The following is a 24582-nucleotide window of genomic DNA, read 5'->3' on the forward strand; positions in this document are numbered from 1 at the left end:
TCAAGAGATGTTGTCCGAACAGCCGGTCAGTGCGGCAATTCGTTGCTGTCCCGCATCGCGCATGGCCGGCCGATGTCCAGACCGAAGCGTTGCACGATCCAGCCGGCGATTGCGCCGGGATCGTCCAACGGCAGCCAGGACCGGCCGAAACCGGCGGGCCTGACGTCGGAGGCGACGGCCTCCACCCCCGGATCGTCCGGCCAGAGCGGCGTCTTGCCGGCACCGGAGGCGATCGCCTCGCGCACCACCTCGATACGCGGTCCCAAGGTGCGGGCGAACCCCTCGACCAGCACCAGGTCGACCGGCGCCAGCCGCCGCAGCACCTCCGCCAGCTCATCCTGCCCGGGTCCCCCGGCGGCCGGACGGGATCGACGCTCGTGCAGCAGGGCCCAGCGCGCATCGCCGACCAGCATCACTTCATGGGCACCGGCCTCGCGATGCCGGAAGCTGTCCTTGCCGGGCTGGTCGAGATCGACGGCGTGGTGGGTGTGCTTCACCGTCGAAACCAGCAGCCCCTGGCCGGTGAAGCGCTCGAGCAGGGCCGTGATCAGCGTGGTCTTGCCGCTGCCGGACCGTCCGACGATCCCGAGCACCGGACCTCCGGGGCCGGCCGCATCCGGTCCGGTCAGGGCACGACCTTCGAGGCGGGCGGGCGGACATGGCGGAACCCGGTGGAGAGGTAGTCCCAGCCGGTCACCAGGGTGAGCAGCGCCGCGAGCCAGAGCAGCACCGCGCCGATCAGGCCGACCGGCAGCCAGCCGATCTGCAGCAGCCGGGCAGTGCTGTCGCCGGCCAGCAGGGTGCCGATCGCCACCATCTGCACCGTGGTCTTCCACTTGGCGAGCCGGGTGACCGGCAGGCTGACCCGCGAGGCGGCGAGATGCTCGCGCAGGCCGCTGACCATGATCTCGCGCAGCAGGATCACGATTGCAGGATACAGGCCGCCGAACGGCAGCCGGCCGAGCCCGGCCATCACCATCAGGGAGGCGCCGACCAGCAGCTTGTCGGCGATCGGGTCGAGCATCCGGCCGAGATCGGAGAACTGCTTGCGGGAGCGGGCGATGTGGCCGTCGAGATAGTCCGTGACACCGGCTGCGATGAAGACCAGGCAGGCGAACAGATCGGTGGCCGAGCCGTGTGCCGCGACCAGCCCGACCAGAAGCGGGATCGCCGCGATGCGCGACAAGGTCAACACGTTGGGCAGGTCGGTCAGCATGGGTTTCGAGCCTAGAGCAGTGAACGGCCAATTGGTATCGCCGCGCCTGGGCTAATTCCCGGAGCCGCCGCTATCGGTGTCCTCAGCTCCGGTGGAAGTGCCCATACACGGTGCGCGCCATCTCGCGGCTGATCCCGGGCGCGGCTTCCAGGTCCACCAGCCCGGCCTGCTTGACGCCGCGCGCCGAACCGAAATGGTTCAGCAACGCGCGCTTGCGGGCACTGCCGATGCCGGGAATGTCGTCCAGCTCCGACTTCGAGATCGCCTTCGAGCGGCCGGCGCGGTGGGTGGTGATGGCGAACCGGTGCGCCTCGTCGCGCAGCCGCTGCAGGTAGTAGAGCACGGCGTCGCGCGGCGGCAGCTGGAACGGCGGCGCGTCGCCGGTATGGAACCACTCGCGGCCGGCGTCGCGGTCCGGACCCTTGGCGATGGCGACCAGCTTCACGTCGGTGACGCCGAGATCGTCCAGCACCGAGCGCACCGCCGAATACTGTCCGGCGCCGCCATCGATCAGCAGCAGGTCCGGCCAGTCGGTGCGGGCGCCACTGCCCCCCTCCAGCCTGGCCTCCTCCTGCTCCTTGAGCGCGCGGCCGAAGCGGCGCTCAAGCACCTCGCGCATCATCGCGAAATCGTCGCCCGGGGCGATCGGGCCGCGTATGGAGTATTTCCGGTAGGCGTTCTTGGTGAACCCCTCGGGACCGGCCACCACCATCACGCCATAGGCGTTGGTGCCCATGATGTGGCTGTTGTCGTAGGTTTCGATACGCTCGGGCGAGGTCTCGAGGCCGAACAGGGTCGCCACACCCTCGAGCAGCTTGGCCTGGCCGGCGCCTTCCGCCAGACGGCGCTCCAGCGCCTCGCGGGCATTGGTGATCGCATGTTCCAGCACCTGGCGCTTCTCGCCGCGCTGGGGCACCGCGAGCTCGACGCGGCGTGGGCCGCGCCCTCCCATCCCCGCCCCGGCCAGGCGCAGGCTGAGCGCCTCGCCGATCAGCTCGGCCTCCGCCAGCTCGTGGCTCAGCAGCAGCAAGGGCGGCGGCGGCTTGTCGTCGTAGAACTGGGCGATGAAGGCGCCGAGGATGTCGGCCGCCTCGGCGTCGCGCGCATTGGCGGGGAAGAATGCCCGGTTGCCGTTGTTGCGTCCGCCGCGGATGAAGAACACCTGCACGCAGCACTGCCCGGCTGCCTGCCACAGCGCGATGACGTCGGCATCCTCGATCGAGGCCGGGTTCATGATGCCGCTGCCCTGCACATGGGTCAGGCCGCGTATGCGGTCGCGCAGGGCGGCCGCGCGCTCGAACTCCAGCGCCTCCGCCGCCTGTTCCATCTCGATGGCGAGGTCGCGCTGCACGGTTCCCGCCTTGCCCGACAGGAAGGCGCGCGCCTGCCCCACCAGCCGGTCGTAGCCTTCCTTGTCGATGCGATCCACGCACGGCGCCGAGCAGCGCTTGATCTGGTGCAGCAGGCAGGGCCGCGTGCGCGACGCGAACACGGTGTCGGCGCAGGAGCGCAGCAGGAACACACGCTGCATCGCGGTGACGGTCTGGTTGACCGCCCAGGCGGAGGCGAACGGACCCCAGTAGCTGGCGCCCTTGGTCGGCTTGCCGCGATGCTTGGCGATCTGCGGAAAGGCGTGGTTCTCCGACAGCATGAGCCACGGGTAGCTCTTGTCGTCGCGCAGCATGATGTTGAAGCGCGGCTTCAGGCGCTTGATCAGGTTGGCCTCGAGCAGCAGCGCCTCGGCCTCGGTGTGGGTGGTGACGATCTCCATCGACACCGTCTCGGACACCATGCGGCGCAGCCGCTCGGGCAGCCTCGCCACCTGGGTGTAGGAATAGACCCGCTTCTTCAGCGAGCGCGCCTTGCCGACATAGAGCGCCCCGCCGCGTGCATCGAGCATGCGATAGACGCCAGGCGCCAACGGCATGGTCAGCAGCGCGCGCTCGATGGCGGCGACGCCGGGCGGCAAGGGATCGAGTGCGGGAAGCGGGGCCGCCTGGTCCGGCGGCGGCTGGGTTTCTGGCATGCGGCACATCTAGTGCGATCCGCCGGTGTCTGGGAGCGCTTCATCCACCGTTTCTGTGGAGAACCCTGTGGAGCGGCGGCGGAAACTCCGCTCCGGATGCCGGAGGAACACGGCTTCTTCATCATTGCCTAGATTCGAGGCAAACGAAGCTGCCATCCGGGGGCCATTGGCGACGATCCGGCTGTTCCGCCTTCCACACGTGTCGCGTGTGGCAGCTATCGGATACCAACCGCAAAGCATCCACTGATCTTGTGGATAAGTCTGTGGGAGGATGGCAGACAGAATCGTCTAGACGGCGATTTTCCTGGCCTTGCGCGGTTTGCCTACGAACGAGGCACTCGTCGATAAACTATTGTTATTGCTGATTTGTTCGGTCTGAGCCTCGTCATAACAATGACTTAAAAGCGAGGAGAGGAGTTTCAGCCCGGTGTCAACGCGCGTGGTGGACAATTCTTCGGCCGGCGCGATCAGGGTTAGCCGCCAAGAGTCATGTTTCGTTCTCGGCGGGAGACGTCTCACGCTTCTGTGAGCATCTGTCTGGATAATGAGACCGGCCGAAAAACTTGAGCACACCTTGTGTGCCCCCGGCGACACACTCAGGACGTAGGTAAACAACCGCAGTCATATCCCCTGCCGGCTCCCGGGTCCCCGGAGCCGGCGCTCGGGCCGCGGTGCCTGCTAGATCATCGTGTCGATGACGTCCGCCATCGCCGCAGCGCAGGGGGCGGCGCCGAAACGCTGGGCCTTGGCGCGGATCGTCTCGCGGTCGAAGGCGTGGCGGCGTGCATGGAACGTCCGCAGCGACTCCGCGATCCCGCCGGCCGTCACGTCCCGCAGCAGCATCCCGGTCACGCCATCCTCGATCACTTCCGGGATGCCGCCCATGGTGGTGGCGATCGAGGGCAGTCCGGTGGCGGCGGCCTCCGCATACACCATACCGAAGCCTTCGACATCGACCCCGCTCGGCTTCACCGCCATGATGAAGGCGTCGCTACGTCCGAACTCCTCGATCACCCGCTCGGTGCTGACCGAGCCGAGGAAGCGGACCATGCCGGTGAGGCCAAGCCGGTCGGACATGCAGATCAGGCGCGCCAGGTCGTCGCCGTCGCCGATCACCGTGTAGCTGCAGTCGATCTCGCCCTTCAGCAGCGCGATCGCCTCCAGCACGCCCTCGATGTTCTTGCGCCGCGCGCTCGAGTCGATCCGCGCCACCGTGACCAGCCGCAGCCGGCTGCTCGGGCCCGGGTTGGTCTGGCGGAAGAAATCGGGGCGCATGCCCGGATGCACCACCGTGAAGTTCGCGGCCGGGATCCCGTACAGGTCGGCGCACAGGTCGCGCGAGAAGGCGCTGTTCGCGAACACCCAGCGGGCGCCGCGCAGGCCGAGGCCGATCTGCCGACTGCGCCAGCGCTGCACGATGGAGTCGCCGCAGACGCGGCCGGTGTTGCGCATCACGCGGCCGGGCATCGGATACCACGGGCGGGTGAAGTCGTTGCCGTGCACGTAGGCGAACAGCGGCGCCTTCAGGACGCGGCTGTAGGGGCTCAGGCCGGCATTGAGGGTGATCCAAGCATCGACCGGCTCCTGCTGCAGCAGCGCCGCGTCATCGGCCACGTGCCAGCGCATCACCGGGCGCAAGGTCACGTTGCGGCCGGGGATCTCGGTCGCCATCGCCTGGCTGGTGTAGACGACAAGCTCGTGGTCCAGCGACAGATTCTCCACCAGGCCACGGGCATGCTCTTGCATCCCGCCATGGCCGGGCGGGAATTCGGACGCGATGATGCCGAGGCGCAGCGCCCGACGGGTCTGCCTGGTATATTGCCAGCACAGGTCGGGACGCGGACTGCTCGCGCCGTGCTGGATCACGAGGTCAGCCAGCATGGCCTCCTGCCCACCGGGCACGGGGGCAAGCATGCCTGGCCACGCCGTCGCGCTGGCGGGGCCCGGCCCGTCGGCCGTCTGGTGATCCTGGAAGCGGTCGAAGTCGAGCAAGACCATGTTCGGCGATCCTGGGCATTCTGGCGGACGCGCGCCTGGCGCGGCCGATGCGTCTCTGGGTCAGCTAGCGGCCACGACGGAGCAGCGGCTTCGCCAGCCGCAATCCGTCCATCACCATCGGCGGCAGCACGTAGCGGACCGCCTTCGAGGCCCGCTCGCGCAGCGGCACCACCGGGATCTCCGGGTTGAGGAACTGGGTGGTGATGCGCTCGGCCGGGGTCGGGTCGGGGCGGCCGTTGGTGTAGAAATAGGCTGCCACCGAGCGGCGGGTGCGTCCGTCCGGCGTCGCCACCGGGGCCGGATGGCCGTGCAGGCTGTGCGCGGTATGGGCGAACACGATCGAGCGCCCGAACACCGGCACTACCTCACGGGTGCAGGCCTCCCGGGTCCACAGCTCCAGCGCTCCGCCCCACTCCGGCTGCCAGCCCTTGTTGAGGTAGGTGATGAAGACCAGCCGGTTGTCGAGCTTGGTGTCGACATGGCGGGTGAAGTCGACATGCACCTTGAACTTGCCGCCGACCGGGATCTCGTGCAGCCCGCCGCCGCGCAGCATCGGGTCGGGCACAAGCGCCTGGATGCCGGTGATGCCGCTCAGGAAGCCGGTGAACTTGGCGCGGTGGATGGTGTCGAAGTAGGCCTGGCTGCCCGGCCCGAGACGGACATTCGGACGGGTGCCGAACTTCACCTCGTTGGCGGTCTCGTACTTGATCCAGTCCTCGCGGTTCAGCTTGTCGTAGTCGGCCGCGACGCGCTCCAGCATGGCGGGATCGAACAGCCCGTCGATGACCAGATGGGGAAACGGCGACGCGGCGTCGAAAAGCTGGCGCAGCGACAGGACCGTGGCCTCGTCGAGCAGGGCCTCGTTGAGCCCGTCGGAGGAATAGGTCGGCTGCAGCTGCACCGGAGCCGCGGCCTGACCCGAAGCTGCGGCCTGCCCGGGAACCGCACCCGGCGAGGAAGCCTGGCGCGCGGTGGCGGATCCGGACGCAGCAAGAGTAGCCGAAGCAGACATGGAAAACCTCCGTTCGTGTCGAGAGGCGGGTCGCGCTCGATGGCGACCTCCTCAGGCGGCGAGACAAGCAGACAAAAAATTCGGTAGCGGTTGGTTATCGTGAAAATCGCAGGTCAGACAATGCCAAACCAGGAACCGGTCGTTACGACAGCGTTGCGGCCTGACAAAATGTTCTGATGAGGATGTGCGCTTTCAGCCTTGCGGATTGCAAGTGAAGCGTAACCTTTTACGCGTTAATACTTCGTTTCGACTACGCCGCCGTCAGAGAAGCGTGGTCAGCCCTGCTCTGCGACCGCGTCTGCTTGTCGCAACAAGCGCAGGAAGTTGCCACCCCAGAAAGCGGATATCTCCGTATGTCCATAGCTGCGCGACACCAGCTCCGCCGTCACCGCCTCGCTCTCCGCCGCGTTGGACCAGCCGGCAATCGCGCCGCCGCCGTCGAAGTCGGAGCTGATGCCGACATGCGCCACGCCGATGCGCTGCACGACGTAGTCCAGGTGATCAACGAAATCCTTCACCGACGCCGATGCCGCGTCCGGCTTCCGGCGCAGGAAGGACGGCATCGCGGTGATCTGGATCAGGCCCTCCGTATCACGCAGCGCGTCAAGCTGGGTATCGTCGAGATTGCGCGGATGGTCGCACAGCGCGCGGACGCACGAATGCGTCGCAACCACCGGCGTCCTGGAGTGCATCGCCGCCTGCAGCATTGACTGGCGCGACAGGTGCGACACGTCGACCAGCATGCCGAGCCGGTTCATCTCGGCGATCGCCTCGCGACCAAGCGGGCTCAGGCCACCGTGCAGGGTCTCGGCATCGGCCAGGTCGCGACGCGGGATGGCGGAGTCCGCCAGCGCGTTGTGCCCGTTGTGCGTCATCGTCATGTAGCGCGCGCCGCGGGCACGAAGCTGCGCCAGCACACCGAGATCCTCGCCGATCGCGTGGCCGTTCTCGACCGCCGGCACGATCGCGATGGCGCCGTCCGCGAACGCCGCCTCGATCGCGTCGCTGTCGGTGCACAGCCTCGATGCGATGCCGTCGCGGGAGCTGCCCATCGCCGCTATCGCATCCAGCATCGCCAGGGCGCGCGCCGATGCCGCCTCGTAGCCGGCCGGATCGCGCGGCCCCTGCGGGATGTAGGCGGCGAAACAGCCTGCCCGCAGGCTGCCACGCAGCATCTTCGGCAGGTCGACGCGTCGCTTCGCGGTGTCGGTGAAGGGGTCGTCGGCCGCGCTGCCGGGCCAGGGGATGTCGATATGGCTGTCCAGGGTGAGGATCGAGCGGTGCAGCGCGTGGATGTCGGTCATGCTGCTGCAACCCAACGACAACCTCGCCGGTTGCGCAAGGCTTGCGCCGCGCCCACGCCAGGACAGCCGGCGCAGGCCTGCTTGCGTAAGCCGGCGGGATGCGCGACCTCCAGGCCGCATGCGCATCGTCACCTGGAACATCAACTCGTTGCGGCTGCGGCTGCCCCTGCTCGAACGCCTGGTGCTGGAGCTGTCGCCGGACATCGTCTGCCTGCAGGAGACCAAGGTCCCGGACGAGCTGTTCCCGCATGCGGCGGGCCCGGCGCTGGGATACCCGCACGTGGTCCATCGCGGCATGAAGTCCTATAATGGAGTTGCCATCTTCTCCCGGCTGCCGATCGCCCCGGTCGACACGGCACCGGACTGGTGCCTGAGGAACGACCGCCGCCATCTGGCGGTAACGGTCCAGGCGCGCTCCGGACCGATCGAGCTGCATGACTTCTATGTGCCGGCCGGCGGCGACATCCCGGACGCATCGGTCAACCCGAAGTTCGCGCACAAGCTGGCCTTCGTCGAGGAGGTCACCCGCCACTTCGCCGCCGCCCCGCCGCATCCGCGCATCCTGGTCGGCGACCTCAATATCGCACCGCTGGAGCACGACGTCTGGAGCCACCGGCAGCTCCTGGGCATCGTCAGCCATACCCCGGGCGAGGTGGAGCGCCTGCTGGCCTGGCAACAGAGCGGCTTCGTCGATGCGATGCGGCACTTCGTCCCGGCCGGGCAGAAGCTCTACACCTGGTGGTCGTACCGCAACCGCGACTGGCGGCTGTCCGACCGGGGCCGCCGGCTGGATCATGTCTGGGTCACCCCGGACCTGGTACCCGCCTTGCAGGGCATCACCGTCCACAAGGAGGCACGAGACTGGCCTGCGCCGTCCGACCACGTCCCGGTCATGCTCGAACTCGACGCCTGAACGGCGGGACGTGGCCATGCTGCTGACCGCGCTGCACCGCTATCCGGTGAAGGGCCTGCAGGGCGAAGGCCTGCAACGCATGGACGTCGAGCGCTGCGGTCCCTGGGGTGACCGGCGCTGGATGGTGGTGGAGCCGAACGGCAGCTTCCTGACCCAGCGCAAGTTGCCCCGCATGGCCCGCCTGTCGGCCGCGGTGCAGCCGGATGGCAGCCTGCGCCTCAGTTGCGGCACTGCCGCGATCGAGGTCGCGCTGCCGGTGGCGGCGGAGCGGCTGGAGGTGGCGGTCTGGCGCAGCCGGCTGGAAGCCGCCCTCGCCGGTGAGCGGGCCGACGCCTGGCTCAGCGAGCAGCTCGGCTGGCGCTGCCGGCTGGTGCATCTCGACAACCCGTCGGCGCGTCCGGTCGAGCGCACGACAGGCGTCGAGCAGGACGACGTGGTGTCGTTCGCCGACGGCTATCCGCTGCTGCTGACCAGCAGTGCCTCGCTGGATGCGCTGAACATGGCCTTGAAGGCACCGGTGCCGATGGACCGGTTCCGGCCCAACCTGGTCGTCGATGGCGGGATCCCGTGGCAGGAGGATGGCTGGCGACGCCTGCGCATCGGCGACATGCTGTTCCGCGCCCCGAAGGCATGCACGCGGTGCGTGGTGATTACCCTCGACCAGCGGACCGGGCAGGCGCCGCAGCCCGGTGAGCCGCTGCGCACCCTCGGCCGCCTCAACCGCACCGAGGCGGGGATCGTGTTTGGCCGCAACCTGATCCCGGAGGCGCCAGGGCGGATCGCGGTCGGCGATCCGGTCGAGATCCTGGGCTAGCCCCCCCGGTCTCCGCCGGATCGAGCCTCCAGGATGGCAAGCCCGCTGCCCGGCCGATGGTGCAGGAGAGCCCGACGGTGCGGGCGTCAGTCCACGATCGCATTCACATCCGTCGAGCGCACCGAGACGACGCCGTCGATTTCCGACAGCGTGGCGCTCAGGTGGGTCACCGGGCGGCCGCCGCGCACCTCCAGCGACAACGTGACGATCCGCGTAGAGGCATCCCCGGCTTCCTGGTCGTGCTCGATCTGCACCCGGTCGATGACGAAGCGCTCGACCCCGCAGGCGACCAGCACGTGACGCAGGATGCCACGCCCATCCCGGTAGGCGACGGTCAGGTGCGACGGCGCCCAGCGCGACCGCGGCAGCCGGCGCACCAGCAGCGGGAAGATGAACATGATGACGAGGTGGCCGCAGGTGGCGGCCAGCGCCAGGATCGGCAGCCCGGCGCCGCACGCCATGCCGAGGGCGGCGGTGAGCCAGACCGAAGCCGCGGTGGTGAGGCCACGCACGCTGTCGCGACGCAGGAAGATCACGCCGGCGCCGATGAAGCCGATCCCCGAGACCACCTGGGCCGCCACCCGCGACGGGTCCAGCACCACCCGGTTGTTCGCCAGCACGTCCGAGAAGCCGTACTTGGAGATCAGCATGATCAGCGCGGAGGCCAGCCCGACCAGCGTGTAGGTGCGCAGGCCGGCGCTCTTCTGCCGGAACTCGCGCTCCAGACCGACCACGGCGGACAGCACGAAGGCGAGGCCGAGCTCGATGAGTTGCAGGCCACCCTGCCCGGCGGGATCGAGCAGTCCGCCCCTCATCGCAGGCCGTCAGCCATCACATCAACTGCTTCCATACCCGGGCGGTTTGCTCGGCTATACGCTCCTTCACCGAGCGCGTCTCCCAGTCGCGCATGCGGATCGGCACCGAGCGGGCGATCTCGGCGCGCAGCATGGCCTCGACCGCGTCCGCCGTTCGCCGGCCCAGCACGATGGCATCGATCTCGTTGTTGAAGTAGACGCTGCGGCGGTCGAGGTTGGACGAGCCGATCGCCGTCCAGACGCCATCGATGGTGCCGACCTTCGCATGCAGCATGCCGCGGCGGACCTCGTGGATGCGCACCCCCGCCTCCAGCAACCGCCCATACAACGCGCGCGCGGCGTGCACTGCCGGCTGCACGTCGCTGTAGCCCGGCAGGAGCAGGTCCACCGTGACGCCGCGACGCGCCGCTGCCGCTATCAGGCGCCATTCCCTGGGGGTCGGCACGAAGTAGCCGGTCGCCAGCACGACCCGGTTCCTGGCGCCGCGGAGGGCCGCGCGCAACGAGTGGTTGTAGAGCGGCCGGCGCTCCGCCGGAGCGCTCCCGTCTACGCGCACCGTCTCCGCCTCGGCAGGGTCGATGCCCCGGCCTGTCGGCGCGGCCGGCACGACGGCCTCGCCGCGCAGCGGGGCCCGCTCGCCCTTCTGGCCGTGCCAGGTATGGAAGAACAGCTTCTGGATCTCGGCCACCGCCGGCCCGTCGATACGCACCGCATTGTCGATCCAGAACGCATGGTCCGCATCGGTGCCGCGCCCGACGCTTTCCGGCGTCTCGTAGACCTTCGACATGTTGGTGCCGCCGAGGAAGCCGACCGCGCCGTCGATCACGGTCAGCTTGCGGTGGTCGCGGTCGTTCAGGTGCAGGTTGAAGCGCTTCCGCAGCGGATTGATCGAGTGGTACTCCAGCACCTGCACGCCGGCCCGGCGCAGCCGCTCGAATTGCGCATCCGGGGTCTTGCCGGAGCCGACCGCGTCCCAGAGCACCGCCACCTCGACCCCGGCGCGGGCGCGCTCCTCGAGTTGTCCGAACAGCGACCTGCCATCCAGCTGCACGTCGTCGAGCGTGTAGTATTCCATGTGGACGTGATCACGGGCGGCCCCGATGGCATCCATGATCGCGCGCACCGCATCGGCGCCGCTGGACAGCAGGGTGATCCGGTTGCCCTCGATCAGCGGGCAGTCGGAGACCGGGTCGTGCAGCCGGACATGGTGCTCGAGATCATCGGTCGGCGACCAGGTCGTCACGCGAGCCTCCGCGGCCACAGGCGGGAACCGTTACGCTGCAGACACATGCCCGAGAGGGGTGGCGGTGGCTTGCTCCCTTTTGCGCGACGCGCCGGGCAGGTAGAGAGGGGCATGATCGCGCTGCAAGCCACCCGGCTCGACCGATACGTCCTGCGACAGCTGCTCGGCGCCCTGCTGGCCAGCACCGGCGGGCTGGCGGCGCTGATCTGGCTCACGCAGTCGCTCCGCTTCGTCGCCATGGTGGTGGATCGCGGCCTGTCGCTGCGCGTGTTCCTGCAGCTCACCGGGCTGCTGATCCCATCCTTTGTCGCCGTCATCTTGCCCATCACCACCTTCGTGGTCATCCAGTTCATCTACCAGCGCCTGGCCGGCGACCGCGAGTTGACCGTGATGCGCGCCGCCGGGCTGTCCTCCTCGGCGATCGCACGTCCGGCGCTGGCCTGCGCCGGCATCTCGGTTGTGCTCTCCTACGTGCTGAACCTGTGGATCGTTCCTACGAGCTACCACGACTTCCGTGAATACGAGTTCGAGATCCGCAACAAGATGGCCGCCTTCCTGCTCCAGGAGGGCGTGTTCACCCGGGTCTCGGATACCATGACGGTGTACATCCGGACCCGCGACCATGACGGCACGCTGCACGGCATCATGGTCGAGGACGACCGCACCAAGAACAGCCGCGCCACCATCCTGGCGGAGCACGGCACGCTGGTTGCCGGCGACGGCCCGCCACGGGTGGTGCTGTTCAACGGCTCGCGCGAAGAGATCGACCGTACCACCGGCCGGCTCAACGTGCTGACATTCGCGCGCAACACCATCGACCTCGCGGGCAACAACAAGGACGAGACGCGCTACCGCGACAGCACCGAGATGTCGCTCGGCGAGCTGCTCGACCCCGATCCGCATGTCGTCGCCGCCCGCGACCGCGGCAAGTTCGCAGTCGAGGCGCACCGCCGGCTGACCGCGCCGCTGACCGCGTTCTCGTTCGCCATGGTGGCGCTGGTGGCGGTCCTGATGGGCGCCTTCAGCCGGCACGGCGGCATGATCCGGCCGATGGTGGCGATCCTGGTGGTGGTGGGGCTGCTCGCCATCGGTCTGGTGGTGCAGAACATCGCCGCCCGCGACCCGGTGCTGATCCCGCTGATCTGGATGGTCGCGATCCTCCCCGGCATCATGGGGGCGGCGATGCTGTTCGGGCCGGAATGGCGCTTCCGTCACGAGACCGACCGGCGCGACGGCGTCGCCCGGCTCTCGTCCGCCCGAGTCGGCTCGGCCTGAGCGATGTTCTCCCGCCTCGCCGTCACCCTCTCCTTCTACATCGCGCGGCAGTTCACCTACGCGGTGCTGGCGATGATCGCCGCGCTGACCGGCCTGGTCTCGCTGTTCGACTTCATCGACCTGCTGCGCCGCGCCGCCACCCGGCCCGATGTCGGCGCCTCCATCCCGGTGCAGATCGCGGCGCTCAGGCTGCCGTACTACTGCATCGAGATCCTGCCGTTCGCGGTGCTGCTCGGCGGCATCGTGTGCTTCTGGCGGCTGACCCGCTCGTCCGAGCTGATCGTGGCGCGGGCATCCGGCATCTCGGCCTGGCAGTTCCTGGCGGCGCCGCTGACCTGCGCGCTGCTCATCGGCGGCTTCGCAACCGCGGTGCTGAGCCCGCTCTCCTCGGTGATGTACAGCGAGGCCGAGACGCTCGACGGCCTCTATCTGCAGAACAGCGGTGGCGCGCTCGACCTGGAAGGCGGCCAGCTCTGGCTGCGCCAGGCCGATCGCCAGCTCACCCCGCAGGGGGTGGCGATGTTGCACGCGCTCACGGTGCACATGCAGCACGGCAGCCTGGACCTCGCGGGCGTCAGCGTGTTCCGGCTCGACGGCGCCGATCATCTGCTGGTGCGGATCGAGGCGCCGACCGCCCGGCTCGGCAGGGACCGCTGGGTGCTGGACAACGCGCACAGCATCAAGCCCGATCAGATGCCTGTCCCGGTCGGCACCCTATCACTGCCCACCGACCTCACGGTGACCAGGGTGCAGGAAAGCTTCGCCTCGCCCGACACGCTGTCGGTCTGGACCCTGCCCGGCTTCATCGCCCTGCTGGAGCGCTCCGGCTTCTCGGCGATCCGGCACCGGCTGCACTTCCAGTCGCTGCTGGCGCTGCCGCTGCTGGCGGGCACCATGGCGCTGGTCTCGGCCGGCTTCTCGATGCGCCCGGCGCGGCGCGGCGGCGTCGCGCGCATGATCGGCAGCGGGGTCGCCGCCGGCTTCGCGCTGTTCACGGTTTCCAAGATCGCCGAGCAATTCGGCGAATCCGGAGCGCTGCCGCCGGTGATGGCGGCCTGGGCGCCGACCGGGGCCGGGCTGCTGCTCGCCATCACGCTGCTGCTTCACCTGGAGGATGGCTGATGCCCCGCACCCGATCGGCTGCCGCGCGGACGGGGCGCAGGCTCTCGCATCGCGCCGCCCTGGCCGCCTCGCTCTGCCCGCCGGCCCTGGTCGTGACGCTCTGCCTGCCGGCGAGCGCGCAGATCGCGATGCATGCCGGCAACGCCGCCCCGGTGACGCGCGACGAGCCGGTCACCTTCCAGGCCGACAGCGTCTCGTACGACACCCACCATGCGCTGGTGACGTGGTCCGGGCACGTCACGATCTGGCAGAACGGGCACATCCTGCTGGCCGACCAGGTGACGTACGACCGCAATACCGGCGTCGCCGCAGCCCGCGGCCATGTCGCCATCATCGAGCCGGACGGGCAGGTGCTGTTCGCCACGTACATGGAGCTGACCCAGGGCATGCGGCAGGCGGTGATGACCGACATGCGCGGCATCCTGGCGATGAACGGCAAGCTGGCGGCCAACGGGTCCCGTCGCACCGACGGCAAGGTCAACGTCATGTCGCGCGCGGTCTACACCGCCTGCAAGATCTGCGCGCAGCATCCCGACCGGCCACCGTTCTGGCAGTTGCGCTCCTACTCGGCCACGCAGGATCTCGAGCACAAGCGGATCGAGTACGAGGACACCTACCTCGACATGTTCGGCATCCCGGTCGGCTACCTGCCGTATTTCTCGACGCCGGACCCGTCGGTGAAGCGGCAGAGCGGCTTCCTGCTCAGCAGCCTGTCGCCGAACGACAAGAACCTCGGAACCTACGTGACGCTGCCGTACTACTGGGTGATCGACGGCCAGTCCGACGCCACCCTGGTGCCGCTGATCTCGTCCAGCACCGGGCCGCAGCTCGGCGGCCAGTATCGCAACCTGATGAACTTCGGCCGCTTCACCCTCACCGGCGCGGTCGCCTACGACACCCACACGCCGAGCCTGATCGCCGGCCAGGTGCCGGACTACAAGGAGATCGGGCTGTCCGGCTACGGCTACGCCAAGGCCGATTTCGACTGGAACCAGAACTGGCACTACGGCGCCAACATCAACCTCGCCAGCTCGTCCGACTACATGCGCGACTACCGGGTCAGCGGCTACGGCAACGACGTGCTGACCAGCAACGCCTACCTGGAGGGCTTCGGCATCGGTGCCTATTCCCGCCTGGAGACGATCGCCTATCAGGGGCTGAACACCGGCGTCATCAACCAGAGCGAGCTGCCCTACGTGCTGCCGCGCTACAAGTACAGCTTCTTCGGCGAGCCGGACGCGCTCGGCGGCAGGCTCTCGGTGGACAGCAACGACTTCAATATCTACCGGCCGAACGGCGTCTCCGACGAGCGCGCCAGCCTCAGCCTGAACTGGGACCGCCCGTTCCGCGGCGCGCTCGGAACCATGTGGCTGTTCACCATCCATGTCGATTCCGAGGTGTACAACGCGCACAAGCTCGACCTCACGCCGGCCTACAGCAACGTCAACGCCGCAACCACCAGCCAGGCGCTGCCGACCGCGGCGCTCAAGCTGAACTGGCCGTTCCTGCGCACCCTGAAGAGCGGCGGCACGCAGATCGTCGAGCCGATCGTGCAGGTGATCGCGGCCCCCAATTCGGGCAACAGCATCAACGACCATATCCCGAACGAGGACAGCCTCGACACCGAGTTCACCGACACCTCGCTGTTCGCGCTGAACCGGCACGAGGGCATCGACCGGCTCGATGGCGGACTGCGCGCCAATGTCGGGCTGCACATGAACTGGTCCTGGGGCGCCAAATCGATCGATGCGCTGGTCGGCGAGAGCTACCAGGAGCATGTCGACCAGAACCAGATCATCAATTCCGGACTGACCTCGCACGCGTCCGACATCGTGAGCCGGATCAGCTTCGTGCCGGCCAACTGGCTCGACCTTACGGCACGCGGCCGCTTCGACCATTTTACCGGGCAGGTGCATTTCGCCGACGGGCTGATCAGCGTCGGCACCAACCTGTTCCGCGTCACCGGCGGCTACATCTACAACCAACACGACCTGTACTATTACTATGACAGCTCGATCCGCACCGCCGACCCGCAGCTCGCCTACTTCGAGCCGCAGAACGAGGCAACGCTCGGCATCTCCAGCCGCTGGAGGCAGTACCGCGCCTCGGTGTTCGGCCGGCGCGACCTTGCCACCAACCAGAACGTGGCGATCGGCGCCGATGCGGCCTACGAGAACGACTGCTTCATCTTCGACCTCTCGTACGTCAAGCGCTACACCACCATCAGCGGCGAAAGCGGCGATAGCTCGATCCTGTTCAGCCTGACCTTCAAGACGATCGGCACCTTCCCGGTGAACGGATGAAGCCGATCCCTGCAACTGCGCGACCAAAGCTGCGAAAGAAGAGCCTCATGACCAGAACCGGCCCTCTTGCGATCCCGGCCCTGGCCCTGCTGGCATCGATGATGCCGGCGGCCGCGACCCTGCCGTGCGCGGCGCAGACGGTGCATCACCATGCGCATCAGCCGCCCGCCGCCACGACAGCCGCCAATCCGACCACGGCGCCCGACGATGGCGGTCAGGCCCAGGATGCCATCGTGGCGGTCGTCAACGGCAACATCATCACCCGTCGCGATGTCGACAATCGCGGCCGGCTGTTCGCGCTGTCCACCGGATTGCCGATGAACGACGAGGTGCTGGCGCGGCTGCGACCGCAGATCACGCGGCAGCTGATCGACGAGAAGCTGCGCATGCAGGAAATCCAGTCGCGGCACATCGTGATCGCGCCCGAGCAGATCGCCGCCGCGATCGGCGACATCGAGAAGCGCAACAACATGAAGCAGAATGCGCTGCGCGATCATCTCGAGCAGGACGGGGTTTCCCTGAACACCCTGATCGACCAGATACGCGTGCAGCTCGGCTGGACCCACGTGCTGCGCGAGCAGCTCGGCGAGCGGGCCCGGATCGGCAACGCCGACATCAAGCAGCGCGAGGCGGCGCTGAAGCGCGAGGTCGGCCAGCCCGAGTACAACATCAGCGAGATCTTCATCCCGGTGGACGACCCCACGCACAACCAGGACGCGCTGAACTTCGCGCAGACGGTGATCAAGCAGCTGCACGACGGCGCGCCGTTCGCCATCGTGGCGGCGCAGTTCAGCCAGGCGCAGACCGCGCTGGAGGGCGGCTCGCTCGGCTGGGTGCAGGCCGACGAACTCGATCCTCAGGTCCTCGACATCGTGCGGCAGATGCCGACCGGCGCGGTCAGCAATCCGATCCGGGTCGCCGGCGGCTACGACGTCGTGACCTTGCTGGGCAAGCGCGAGATCGGCCGCGAGATCGCCACCATGATGGGCCTGCGCCAGGCGTTCTTCCCGTTCACCAGCACGCTCAACCCGCAGGCGCCGACGCCGCAGCAGCAGCAGGCCCTGGCGCGTGCCGAGGCGCTGTCGAAGAACGCGCATGACTGCGGGGCGGTCGAGGCCGCCAACCAGTCGGCGGGCAGCCCGCGCCCGGCCAATCCCGGCGACGTGCAGCTCGACCATCTCAATCCGCAGATGCGCGCCGTGCTCGACCCGCTCAAGCCCGGCCAGGCAACCAGGCCGCTGGTGTCGACCGACGGCATCGCGGTGATCATGGTCTGCTCGCGCGATACCAGGAACCTGTCCGACCAGTCGCCCGACGAGATCGCCGACCAGCTGCTGAACGAGCGTGTCGAGCAGGTGTCCAGGCAGGTCAACCGCGACCTGCACCGGCGCGCCTCGATCGAGATGCGATCGTCGTGATGCGACGGGCTCCGGCCGGTCCGGGGTCCCCTCCGGTTGGCTGACGAGACCCTGCGCGACGTGATCGCGCGGCACGGCCTGCAGGCGCGCAAGTCGCTCGGGCAGCATTTCCTGCTCGACCTCAACCTGACGGCGCGGATCGCCGCACTCGCCGGCGACCTCAGCGGGCGGCACGTCGTGGAAGTCGGACCGGGCCCCGGCGGCCTGACCCGCGCCCTGCTGCGCGGACCGGCTACCGGGGTCACCGCGGTCGAGGTGGATCCGCGTGCCATCGCGGCCATCGAGGAGCTGGCGGCGTCCCACCCGGGGCGGCTCGCGGTGATCGCCGCCGATGCGCTGGCGCTCGATCTCGCCACGCTGTGCCCGGCGCCGCGCCAGATCGTCGCCAACCTGCCGTACAACGTCGGCACCCCGCTGCTGGTCGGCTGGCTGCGCCAGGCGGCGCAGTGGGAGCGGCTGACACTGATGTTCCAGCTCGAGGTGGCCGAGCGCATCTGCGCTGCCCCCGATACCGGGGCGTATGGGCGGTTGTCGGTGCTGGCGCAGTGGTGCTGCAGCGCCGACGTGCTGATGCATGTGCCCCCGGGTGCCTTCACGCCGCCACCGCAGGTCACCTCCGCCGTCATCGGCCTGGTGCCGCATGCGGTGCAGCCGGAACCGGGCTTGTTCGCCTCGATGGAGCGGCTGACCGCGGCGGCGTTCGGCCAGCGGCGCAAGATGCTGCGTGGGTCGCTGCGCGGTCTCGGCGGCGAGGCTCTGCTGGTGCGCGCCGGCATCGAGCCGAGCCGGCGCGCCGAGACGCTGAGCGTCGCCGAGTTCGACCGGCTCGCTCGACTGCTTTGAGCAGGCGCCGATGCCCCCTGCTGACACTTCCTTAACCAAGATGGCGTCTCTGAAGGGCTGTTCACGGGGCCTGCCGGATGTCGATACGGATCAAGTTGCTGCTCATCATGGGCATGCTTGCCGCCACCCTGCTGGGTGTCTGCTGGCTGACGTCCACCATCAGCCGGCAGCAGCGCCAGCTCACGCAGGAGGCCATGCGCCGGTCGCATACCCTGACCGCCGACCTCATCCCGCTCGAGCAGGCCATCAACCTGATGCAGGTCGATGTCATACAGGTGCAGCAGTTCCTGACCGATGCATCCGCCACCCACCACACCGACGGCTTCGACGACGCGGAACGCTACAGCAGGGACTTCGCCCGTCAGGTCGTGGTGATCGACCGGCTGCTCTCCAACCTTGCCGCCGGCGGCGGTCACGACACCGCGGAGGTCCGCTCCGGGATCGACAGGATCGCCGCCGGCTTCGCGCCCTATCGCGACCTCGGCGTGCACATGGCGCACTCCTACATCGACAGCGGCATCGCGGCCGGCAACGTGTACATGGAGCGCTTCGACCCGGTCTCGGACGAGTTGTTCAAGAAGCTCGATGTGCAGCTCAAGGCCGTCGGCGACGCGGTGGCGTCCGGCAGTGCGGCGGCCGGCGCGTCGCTCGACCGGGTCGGCCTGCTCACCGAGCGGCTGCACCGGCTGATGGCGCTGTTCGCCGCCATCGGCGTCGTTGCGACATTGGCATCGCTGTTCCTGACGACGTTGCTGATTACCCGTCCGCTGGCGCTGCTGACCCGCTTGATGCACCGGCTCGCGGGAGGCGACGAGCAGATCGTGCTTCCGGCGCGGCACGCCCGCGACGAGATCGGCAGGATGATCGCCGCCCTCTCCGTATTCAGGGCCAGCGCCATCGAGGTGAAGCGGCTGGCGAGCCAGCAGGAGATCGAACGCGGTCGCGGCGATGCGGAGCGCGTCGCCGCACTGCGCGGCATGGCTGATGCGATCGAGGCGGAGACGGTCCGGGCGCTCACGATGGTGGACGAGCGCTCCGGGGTCATGGCGTTGGCGGCGGATCGCATGACCGCATCGGCCGCCCGCACCGGGGTCTCGGCGGAGAGCGCCGCCACAGCCGCCTTGGACGCGAGATCGAGTTCCGGGATCATGGCCGCGGCTGCGGAGGACCTTTCGGGGTCGATCCGGGAGATCAGTGTGCAGGTGGACCGCTCGACCGAGGTCGTGCGGCGCGCGGTGCTCGCGGGCGAGGAGACCAGGGAGACGATCGCCAGGCTGGACCGCAAGGTGGCCGAGATCGGCATAGTCGCCGACATGATCCGCGAGATTGCCAGGAAGACCAATCTGCTTGCCTTGAACGCGACCATCGAGGCGGCGCGTGCCGGCGCGGCTGGCAAGGGTTTCGCGGTGGTGGCAAGCGAGGTGAAGGCTCTCGCCATGCAGACGGCGACGTCGACGGAGGAGATCGGTCGCCATCTCGGCGAGGTCAGGCTGGCGACGACCGCCTCGGTTTCGGCCGTGGCCCGCATCGGCTCCAGCATCACCGAGATCGACGGCATCGCCCACATGATCGCCGGTGCCGTGGAAAAGCAGGGCGTGATCACCGTGGCGATCGCGCACAAGGTCGCGCAGACCGGCATCGCGACCGGAGAGATGACCAGCCGGGTCGGCGAATTGCGCCAGGAATCCGAGCAGAACGGATTGCTCGCGAACGAGGTGCAGCATGGCACCGCGGCACTCACGGCTGCGGTGGCGGAACTGCGGCAGGCGGTCGTCCGGGTGGTCCGGACATCGGCAAACGAGGTCGATCGCCGCCTAGTGCCGCGTTATGATGTCGACCTGCCGTGCCGGCTCTCCCTGCCGGGGCAGTCGCCGTTCACGGCCCGCCTGGTCGACCTCTCTATCCATGGCGCCCGGGTGGGCAGCGAGCACCGGCTCAAGAAGTTTACGTCCGGCACCCTGGCGATCGACGGCATCCCCGGCAGCCTACCGTTCCAGGTCCATAATCTGTATGCTGAAGCCTTCGGTATAGACTTCGATCGCACGCCGGCTCTGCAGGCCTCGGTCCAGGCGACCCTCGACCGGATCAAGCCGCGCCAGATCGCCTGACCTTGTGTCGGTTGGTGCCGGCCTGGAGCCGCCATCCAACTGACCGGAGCCGCCTGCCATGCCCACGCCGCTTGCACTGGACGCTGTCCTTTCCGATGCCGTGCCGCTGCTCAGGCAGCCCGAGGAGGATGTCCGGCGGATCCTGGAGATGCTGGGCAAGCTCCGCGAGGGGAGCCGCGATGTCGTCGTGCGCATCGGCGTCGCCGAGACCGGCAAGCCGCCGAACTACCGGATCGACCTCGAGGACACTCCGCTGGCAGCCTTCGACGGCGCCACCCACCGCGCCTTTCCCGGCATGAAGCGGATCGAGACAGAGGCCTGGAGCACGGCGAGCATGACGTACCTGGAGGTCAGGACGATGCTCGGCAAGCTGCGCGGCTTCGTGAAGAAGGGTCCGGCGGCGCGCGGCAAACACGCTTAGGAGCGGAGGCAGAGGCGACGCTTCCGGCCTGCCTCAGTCCAGCGGCTTCCCCGCCGTCTCCCGGAACAGCAGCACCGCCGGCAACGAGACGATGGCGCCGAGGATGACGTAGTAGGTGACCGAGATGGCGGCCCCGGTCGCCGCGATCAACCAAGTTGCGATGAACGGCGCGAAGCCGCCGAACACCATCGAGGCCAGGTTGTAGGACGTGCTGAGGCCGGTGAGCCGGCTACGGGTCGGGAACATCTCGACCAGGGCCGCGGTCATGCTGCCGATGAACAGGCCGCAATTCGCGCTCAGCACGCACTGGATCAGCACCGAGACCGCGTGCGTGGCGCCGTGCAGGATCAGCCAGACCAGCGGGTAGGACAGCAGCAGGAACACCAGGCAACTGAACAGCAGCACCGGCTTGCGTCCGATCCGGTCGGACAGCGCGCCGGAGCAGACCACGGCACATCCGGTGGCGATGGTGGCAAGCACCGTCGAGCTCAGCGCCTGGTGCGCGGTCCAGCCGGCATAATGCTGCAGGAAGGTCGGGAAGAACGACAGGTAGAGATAGATCCCGACCGACTGCACCGAAACGAAGCAGAAGGCGAAGACCAGCTTGCCGGCGCTGAGCCGGGTGACGGGAGCATCTGTCGCCGCGGTGGCCTGGGCGGCGACGAATACCGGGGTCTCGCCGATCCTGCGTCGCGCCAGCAGGCCGAGCGGCCCGATCAGGGCGCCGAGCAGGAACGGTACTCGCCAGCCCCAGGCCTGCATGTCGGCGCTGCCGAGCGTGACCACGAGCAGGTCGGCTACCGCGGTGCCGACCAGCTGGCCGAGGAAGATGCTGCCGGGATGGAAGCTGCCATAGAGCCCGCGTCGGCTGGCGGGCGCCCACTCGACCAGGAACGAGGCGGAGCTGCCCCACTCGCCGCCCGCCGAGAAGCCTTGCAGGGCGCGGGCCAGCACCAGCAGCACCGGCGCCCAGACGCCGATGCTGGCATAGCCGGGGAGGATGCCGATCAGCCCGGTTCCCGCCGCCATCAGCCCCACGGTCAGCAGCAGCGCTGGCTTGCGTCCCAGCCGGTCGCCGAACAGGCCGATCGAGACACCGCCGAGCGGTCGCGCCACGAAGCCCACGCCGAACACCGCGAAGGTCTGCAGCAGGGCCACGGTCGGGCTCGAATGCGGAAAGAAGTGGTGGCCGATAATGGTGGCGAGGAAGGCGTAGACGGTGAAGTCGTACCATTCCAGCGAATTGCCGATCACCGAGGCGACGATGACGCGAAGGTTCATTCCTGCGCCCGGCCCGCGTGCGACCTGCGGCTGCAGCGTCGCCACGCCGGGCTCCCTCAGGCAGCGCGGCGCAGCAGGGCCTGCACCGCCTGGTCGACCAGCTCCGCGATGATCACGGCGGTCGGCTGGATCTGCGTCACCATGCCGACCGACTGCCCCGCCATCACCGAGCCGCCCTCGATATCGCCGTCGATCACCGCGCGGCGCAGGGCGCCGGCCCAGAAATGCTCGATCTCGAGCTGGGCGGCCTCCTTGGTGAGCTCGCCGGACTGGAACCGGCGCAGCGTCTCCGCCTGGTGCACCAGGAAGCGCTTGGTGCCCTCGTTGACCAGGCCGCGCACCGGGATCACCGGGAAGCGGTCGTCGAGCTGCACCGAGGGCAGCGCGTCGCGTGCGGAGGCGCGCACGAAGGCCGCCTTGTAGCGATCGTGCGCGATGCTCTCGCTCGACGCCGCGAAACGGGTGCCGAGCTGCGCGCCCGCCGCCCCCATCTCCAGCATGCCGAGGATGGCGTCGCCGCGACCGAGGCCGCCGGCCACGAACACCGGGATGTCGCGGATCTGCGGCAGGATCTCCTGCGCCAGCACGGTCAGCGACACCGGGCCGATGTGGCCGCCGGCTTCCGAACCCTCGATCACCAGCGCATCGGCGCCGGTGCGGGCAAGGCGCTTGGCCAGCACCAGGGCGGGGGCGAAGGCAATCAGCTTTGCGCCGCCATCCTTGACCGCGCGCACCGCGGCACCGGACGGGATGCCGCCCGCCAGCACCACGTGGCCCACGCGCGCCTCGATGCAGACCCGGATCAGGTCGTCGAGCTGCGGGTGCATGGTGATCAGGTTGACGCCGAATGGCTTGCCGGTCAGCGCCTTGGTGGCCTCGATCTCGCGCGCCAGCAGGTCAGGGCCCATCGAGCCGCAGGCGATCACCCCGAAGCCGCCGGCGTTGGAGATCGCCGAGACTAGGTGGCGCTCGGACACCCAGCTCATGGCGCCGCCGAGGATGGCGAACTCGGTGCCGAGAAACTCGCGGCCGCGGGCCCACAGCCGGTCGAGCTGTGCGCGGGCGGTGACCTCATGGTCGGCAAGCAGCGCGTCGGGCGGCATCAGGCGACATCCAGGCGGTAGGCGCTGTGCAGGGCGCGCACGGCGAGCTCGGTATATTCGGCGGCGATCAGCACGCTCACCTTGATCTCGCTGGTGGAGATCACCTGGATGTTGATCGAGCGGTCGGACAGGGTACGGAACATGGTGTTGGCAACCCCTGTATGGCTGCGCATGCCTACGCCGACCACGCTGATCTTGGCGACGTCCGCATCGGTCAGCATCTCGCCATACTGGATCACGCCGCGCGCCGCCTCCAGGACCTGGATCGCGCGCGCGAGATCGCTCTTGCCGGTGGTGAAGGTCATGTCGGTGGTGCCGTCCGCGCCGGTGCTCTGCACGATCATGTCGACATTGACATGGGCATCGGCAAGCGGCCCGAACACCGCGGCGGCAACCCCGGGACGGTCCGGCACCCGCCGCACGGTGATCTTCGCCTCGTCGCGCGAATAGGCGATGCCGGCGACAATTTCCTGTTCCACGATCTCGTCCTCGTCAACCACCAGCGTGCCGGGGAGCCGGCCCTCCTCGGGAGGCGCGTCGTCGCCGAAGCTCGACAGCACCTGCACCCGCACCCGTTCCTTCATGGCAAGCTCGACGCTGCGGGTCTGCAGCACCTTGGCGCCGACCGAGGCCAGTTCCAGCATTTCCTCGTAGGCGATGCGGTCCAGCTTGCGCGCCCGCGACACGATACGCGGATCGGTGGTGTAGACGCCGTCCACATCTGTGTAGATGTCGCACCGATCCGCCCTCACCGCCGCCGCCAGCGCCACCGCCGAGGTATCCGAGCCGCCGCGACCCAGCGTAGTCACCCGGTGATCCGGTCCCAGGCCCTGGAACCCCGCCACCACCGGCACCTGGCCGGCCTGCATGCGCGCCACCAGGGTCGCGCCTTCGATGCTGCGGATGCGCGCCTTGCCATGCGCGTCATCGGTCAGCAGCGGGATCTGCCATCCCTGCCACGAGCGCGCCTCGACGCCGATCGCCTGCAGCGCCAGCGCGACAAGGCCGCTGGTGACCTGTTCGCCGGTCGAAACGACGGTATCATATTCGCGGGCATCGTGCAGCGCCGACAGCGACTGGCAGTAGCCGACCAGCTGGTTGGTCACCCCGGACATCGCAGACACCACCACCGCAACCTCGTCGCCGAGCGCCACCTGGCGCTTCACCCGTGCGGCGACGCTGCGGATACGGTCGAGGTCGGCGACCGAGGTGCCCCCGAATTTCATCACGATGCGGGCCATGGGCAGCGAGAGCCTTCCAGTTCACCGGGCGCCACCCCTGATGCGCGAGACCCTGAGCGCGAGACGGGGTCGCCGGCTGCTCCGGGCGGCGAGCCGCGCCGGCAAACGCGGCGACACGATTGCAGG

Annotated in this window: 20 protein-coding genes; 9 read left to right on the forward strand and 11 right to left on the reverse strand. The window is 68.7% G+C overall.

Annotated elements, in window-relative coordinates; translation table 11 throughout:
• Nucleotides 1-26: 26 nt before the first annotated feature.
• The 6 genes from mobB to FE263_RS01455 all read right to left on the reverse strand — a co-directional run bounded on the left by mobB (nt 27) and on the right by FE263_RS01455 (nt 7556).
• A complete protein-coding gene (gene mobB / locus FE263_RS01430; protein ID WP_240758934.1) occupies nt 27-593 on the reverse strand; it encodes a molybdopterin-guanine dinucleotide biosynthesis protein B in 567 nt (188 codons plus the stop codon).
• 32 nt (nt 594-625) lie between these two features.
• Nucleotides 626-1216, reverse strand: coding sequence for a CDP-diacylglycerol--glycerol-3-phosphate 3-phosphatidyltransferase (gene pgsA / locus FE263_RS01435; RefSeq protein ID WP_138324167.1), 591 nt, complete (start codon nt 1214-1216; stop codon nt 626-628).
• Between the two features lie 82 nt (nt 1217-1298).
• Nucleotides 1299-3242 carry an excinuclease ABC subunit UvrC gene (gene uvrC / locus FE263_RS01440; RefSeq protein ID WP_138324168.1) on the reverse strand — a complete coding sequence of 648 codons (1944 nt, stop codon included), beginning with the start codon at nt 3240-3242 and terminating at the stop codon, nt 1299-1301.
• 678 nt (nt 3243-3920) lie between these two features.
• A complete protein-coding gene (locus FE263_RS01445) occupies nt 3921-5240 on the reverse strand; it encodes a glycosyltransferase family 4 protein (protein WP_138324169.1) in 1320 nt (439 codons plus the stop codon).
• A 64-nt stretch (nt 5241-5304) separates the two neighbouring features.
• Nucleotides 5305-6252 carry a 2OG-Fe(II) oxygenase gene (locus FE263_RS01450; RefSeq protein WP_138324170.1) on the reverse strand — a complete coding sequence of 316 codons (948 nt, stop codon included), beginning with the start codon at nt 6250-6252 and terminating at the stop codon, nt 5305-5307.
• A 275-nt stretch (nt 6253-6527) separates the two neighbouring features.
• Complete coding sequence (locus FE263_RS01455; RefSeq protein ID WP_138324171.1) at nt 6528-7556, reverse strand: dipeptidase; 1029 nt, start codon at nt 7554-7556, stop codon at nt 6528-6530.
• Between the two features lie 118 nt (nt 7557-7674).
• Here FE263_RS01455 and FE263_RS01460 point away from each other — a divergent pair, with 118 nt between their 5' ends.
• Together FE263_RS01460 and FE263_RS01465 are read left to right on the forward strand one after the other, a co-directional pair.
• Nucleotides 7675-8469, forward strand: coding sequence for an exodeoxyribonuclease III (locus FE263_RS01460; protein ID WP_138324875.1), 795 nt, complete (start codon nt 7675-7677; stop codon nt 8467-8469).
• 16 nt (nt 8470-8485) lie between these two features.
• Nucleotides 8486-9283 carry an MOSC domain-containing protein gene (locus tag FE263_RS01465; protein WP_138324172.1) on the forward strand — a complete coding sequence of 266 codons (798 nt, stop codon included), beginning with the start codon at nt 8486-8488 and terminating at the stop codon, nt 9281-9283.
• 86 nt (nt 9284-9369) lie between these two features.
• Here the strand turns inward: FE263_RS01465 and FE263_RS01470 are convergent, their stop codons facing one another.
• The gene (locus FE263_RS01470) at nt 9370-10098 is read right to left on the reverse strand and encodes an MgtC/SapB family protein (protein ID WP_138324173.1); all 729 of its coding nucleotides are present in this window, start codon (nt 10096-10098) and stop codon (nt 9370-9372) included.
• 16 nt (nt 10099-10114) lie between these two features.
• Nucleotides 10115-11341 (reverse strand): phospholipase D-like domain-containing protein, encoded by a 1227-nt coding sequence (locus FE263_RS01475; RefSeq protein WP_138324174.1) that lies wholly within the window; start codon nt 11339-11341, stop codon nt 10115-10117.
• A gap of 111 nt (nt 11342-11452) precedes the next feature.
• On the opposite strand from FE263_RS01475, the gene lptF reads away from it, so the two are divergent.
• The 7 genes from lptF (at nt 11453) to FE263_RS01510 (ending at nt 20831) form a co-directional block, all read left to right on the forward strand.
• Nucleotides 11453-12616: an LPS export ABC transporter permease LptF gene (gene lptF, locus FE263_RS01480; protein ID WP_138324175.1), complete on the forward strand. Its 1164-nt coding sequence runs from the start codon at nt 11453-11455 to the stop codon at nt 12614-12616.
• A 3-nt stretch (nt 12617-12619) separates the two neighbouring features.
• The gene (lptG, locus tag FE263_RS01485; RefSeq protein ID WP_138324176.1) at nt 12620-13738 is read left to right on the forward strand and encodes an LPS export ABC transporter permease LptG; all 1119 of its coding nucleotides are present in this window, start codon (nt 12620-12622) and stop codon (nt 13736-13738) included.
• Nucleotides 13738-16041 carry an LPS-assembly protein LptD gene (locus FE263_RS01490; RefSeq protein ID WP_138324177.1) on the forward strand — a complete coding sequence of 768 codons (2304 nt, stop codon included), beginning with the start codon at nt 13738-13740 and terminating at the stop codon, nt 16039-16041. Before lptG ends, FE263_RS01490 begins: the two co-directional genes overlap by 1 nt.
• Before the next feature lie 47 nt (nt 16042-16088).
• Complete coding sequence (locus FE263_RS01495; RefSeq protein WP_171033880.1) at nt 16089-17459, forward strand: peptidylprolyl isomerase; 1371 nt, start codon at nt 16089-16091, stop codon at nt 17457-17459.
• 36 nt (nt 17460-17495) lie between these two features.
• Nucleotides 17496-18302 carry a 16S rRNA (adenine(1518)-N(6)/adenine(1519)-N(6))-dimethyltransferase RsmA gene (rsmA, locus tag FE263_RS01500; RefSeq protein ID WP_138324179.1) on the forward strand — a complete coding sequence of 269 codons (807 nt, stop codon included), beginning with the start codon at nt 17496-17498 and terminating at the stop codon, nt 18300-18302.
• Between the two features lie 77 nt (nt 18303-18379).
• Nucleotides 18380-20410 carry a methyl-accepting chemotaxis protein gene (locus FE263_RS01505; protein ID WP_138324180.1) on the forward strand — a complete coding sequence of 677 codons (2031 nt, stop codon included), beginning with the start codon at nt 18380-18382 and terminating at the stop codon, nt 20408-20410.
• A 58-nt stretch (nt 20411-20468) separates the two neighbouring features.
• Entirely contained in the window at nt 20469-20831 is a 363-nt protein-coding gene (locus FE263_RS01510; protein WP_138324181.1) for a hypothetical protein, read from the forward strand.
• A 33-nt stretch (nt 20832-20864) separates the two neighbouring features.
• Here FE263_RS01510 and FE263_RS01515 read toward each other — a convergent pair whose 3' ends face one another.
• Genes FE263_RS01515 through FE263_RS01525 form a run of 3 tightly spaced genes read right to left on the reverse strand, consistent with a single transcriptional unit; the run spans nt 20865 to nt 24456 of the window.
• The gene (locus tag FE263_RS01515) at nt 20865-22157 is read right to left on the reverse strand and encodes an MFS transporter (protein WP_138324182.1); all 1293 of its coding nucleotides are present in this window, start codon (nt 22155-22157) and stop codon (nt 20865-20867) included.
• 11 nt (nt 22158-22168) lie between these two features.
• Nucleotides 22169-23215, reverse strand: coding sequence for an NAD(P)H-dependent flavin oxidoreductase (locus FE263_RS01520; protein WP_138324183.1), 1047 nt, complete (start codon nt 23213-23215; stop codon nt 22169-22171).
• The gene (locus tag FE263_RS01525; protein WP_138324184.1) at nt 23215-24456 is read right to left on the reverse strand and encodes an aspartate kinase; all 1242 of its coding nucleotides are present in this window, start codon (nt 24454-24456) and stop codon (nt 23215-23217) included. The genes FE263_RS01520 and FE263_RS01525 overlap by 1 nt, the downstream gene beginning before the upstream one ends.
• Nucleotides 24457-24582: the final 126 nt, after the last annotated feature.

Origin of the sequence: Lichenicoccus roseus, from assembly GCF_005844085.1 — a bacterium.
In the GTDB taxonomy this organism is placed as follows: domain Bacteria; phylum Pseudomonadota; class Alphaproteobacteria; order Acetobacterales; family Acetobacteraceae; genus Lichenicoccus; species Lichenicoccus roseus.

Excerpts from the sequence above, each read along its gene's own strand:
- pgsA (WP_138324167.1), bottom strand. The coding sequence starts at position 1,216 with ATGCTGACCGACCTGCCCAACGTGTTGACCTTGTCGCGCATCGCGGCG.
- uvrC (WP_138324168.1), bottom strand. The coding sequence starts at position 3,242 with ATGCCAGAAACCCAGCCGCCGCCGGACCAGGCGGCCCCGCTTCCCGCA.
- FE263_RS01445 (WP_138324169.1), bottom strand. The coding sequence starts at position 5,240 with ATGGTCTTGCTCGACTTCGACCGCTTCCAGGATCACCAGACGGCCGAC.
- FE263_RS01450 (WP_138324170.1), bottom strand. The coding sequence starts at position 6,252 with ATGTCTGCTTCGGCTACTCTTGCTGCGTCCGGATCCGCCACCGCGCGC.
- FE263_RS01455 (WP_138324171.1), bottom strand. The coding sequence starts at position 7,556 with ATGACCGACATCCACGCGCTGCACCGCTCGATCCTCACCCTGGACAGC.
- FE263_RS01460 (WP_138324875.1), top strand. The coding sequence starts at position 7,675 with ATGCGCATCGTCACCTGGAACATCAACTCGTTGCGGCTGCGGCTGCCC.
- FE263_RS01465 (WP_138324172.1), top strand. The coding sequence starts at position 8,486 with ATGCTGCTGACCGCGCTGCACCGCTATCCGGTGAAGGGCCTGCAGGGC.
- FE263_RS01470 (WP_138324173.1), bottom strand. The coding sequence starts at position 10,098 with ATGAGGGGCGGACTGCTCGATCCCGCCGGGCAGGGTGGCCTGCAACTC.
- lptF (WP_138324175.1), top strand. The coding sequence starts at position 11,453 with ATGATCGCGCTGCAAGCCACCCGGCTCGACCGATACGTCCTGCGACAG.
- lptG (WP_138324176.1), top strand. The coding sequence starts at position 12,620 with ATGTTCTCCCGCCTCGCCGTCACCCTCTCCTTCTACATCGCGCGGCAG.
- FE263_RS01490 (WP_138324177.1), top strand. The coding sequence starts at position 13,738 with ATGCCCCGCACCCGATCGGCTGCCGCGCGGACGGGGCGCAGGCTCTCG.
- FE263_RS01495 (WP_171033880.1), top strand. The coding sequence starts at position 16,089 with ATGACCAGAACCGGCCCTCTTGCGATCCCGGCCCTGGCCCTGCTGGCA.
- FE263_RS01505 (WP_138324180.1), top strand. The coding sequence starts at position 18,380 with ATGTCGATACGGATCAAGTTGCTGCTCATCATGGGCATGCTTGCCGCC.
- FE263_RS01510 (WP_138324181.1), top strand. The coding sequence starts at position 20,469 with ATGCCCACGCCGCTTGCACTGGACGCTGTCCTTTCCGATGCCGTGCCG.
- FE263_RS01520 (WP_138324183.1), bottom strand. The coding sequence starts at position 23,215 with ATGCCGCCCGACGCGCTGCTTGCCGACCATGAGGTCACCGCCCGCGCA.
- FE263_RS01525 (WP_138324184.1), bottom strand. The coding sequence starts at position 24,456 with ATGGCCCGCATCGTGATGAAATTCGGGGGCACCTCGGTCGCCGACCTC.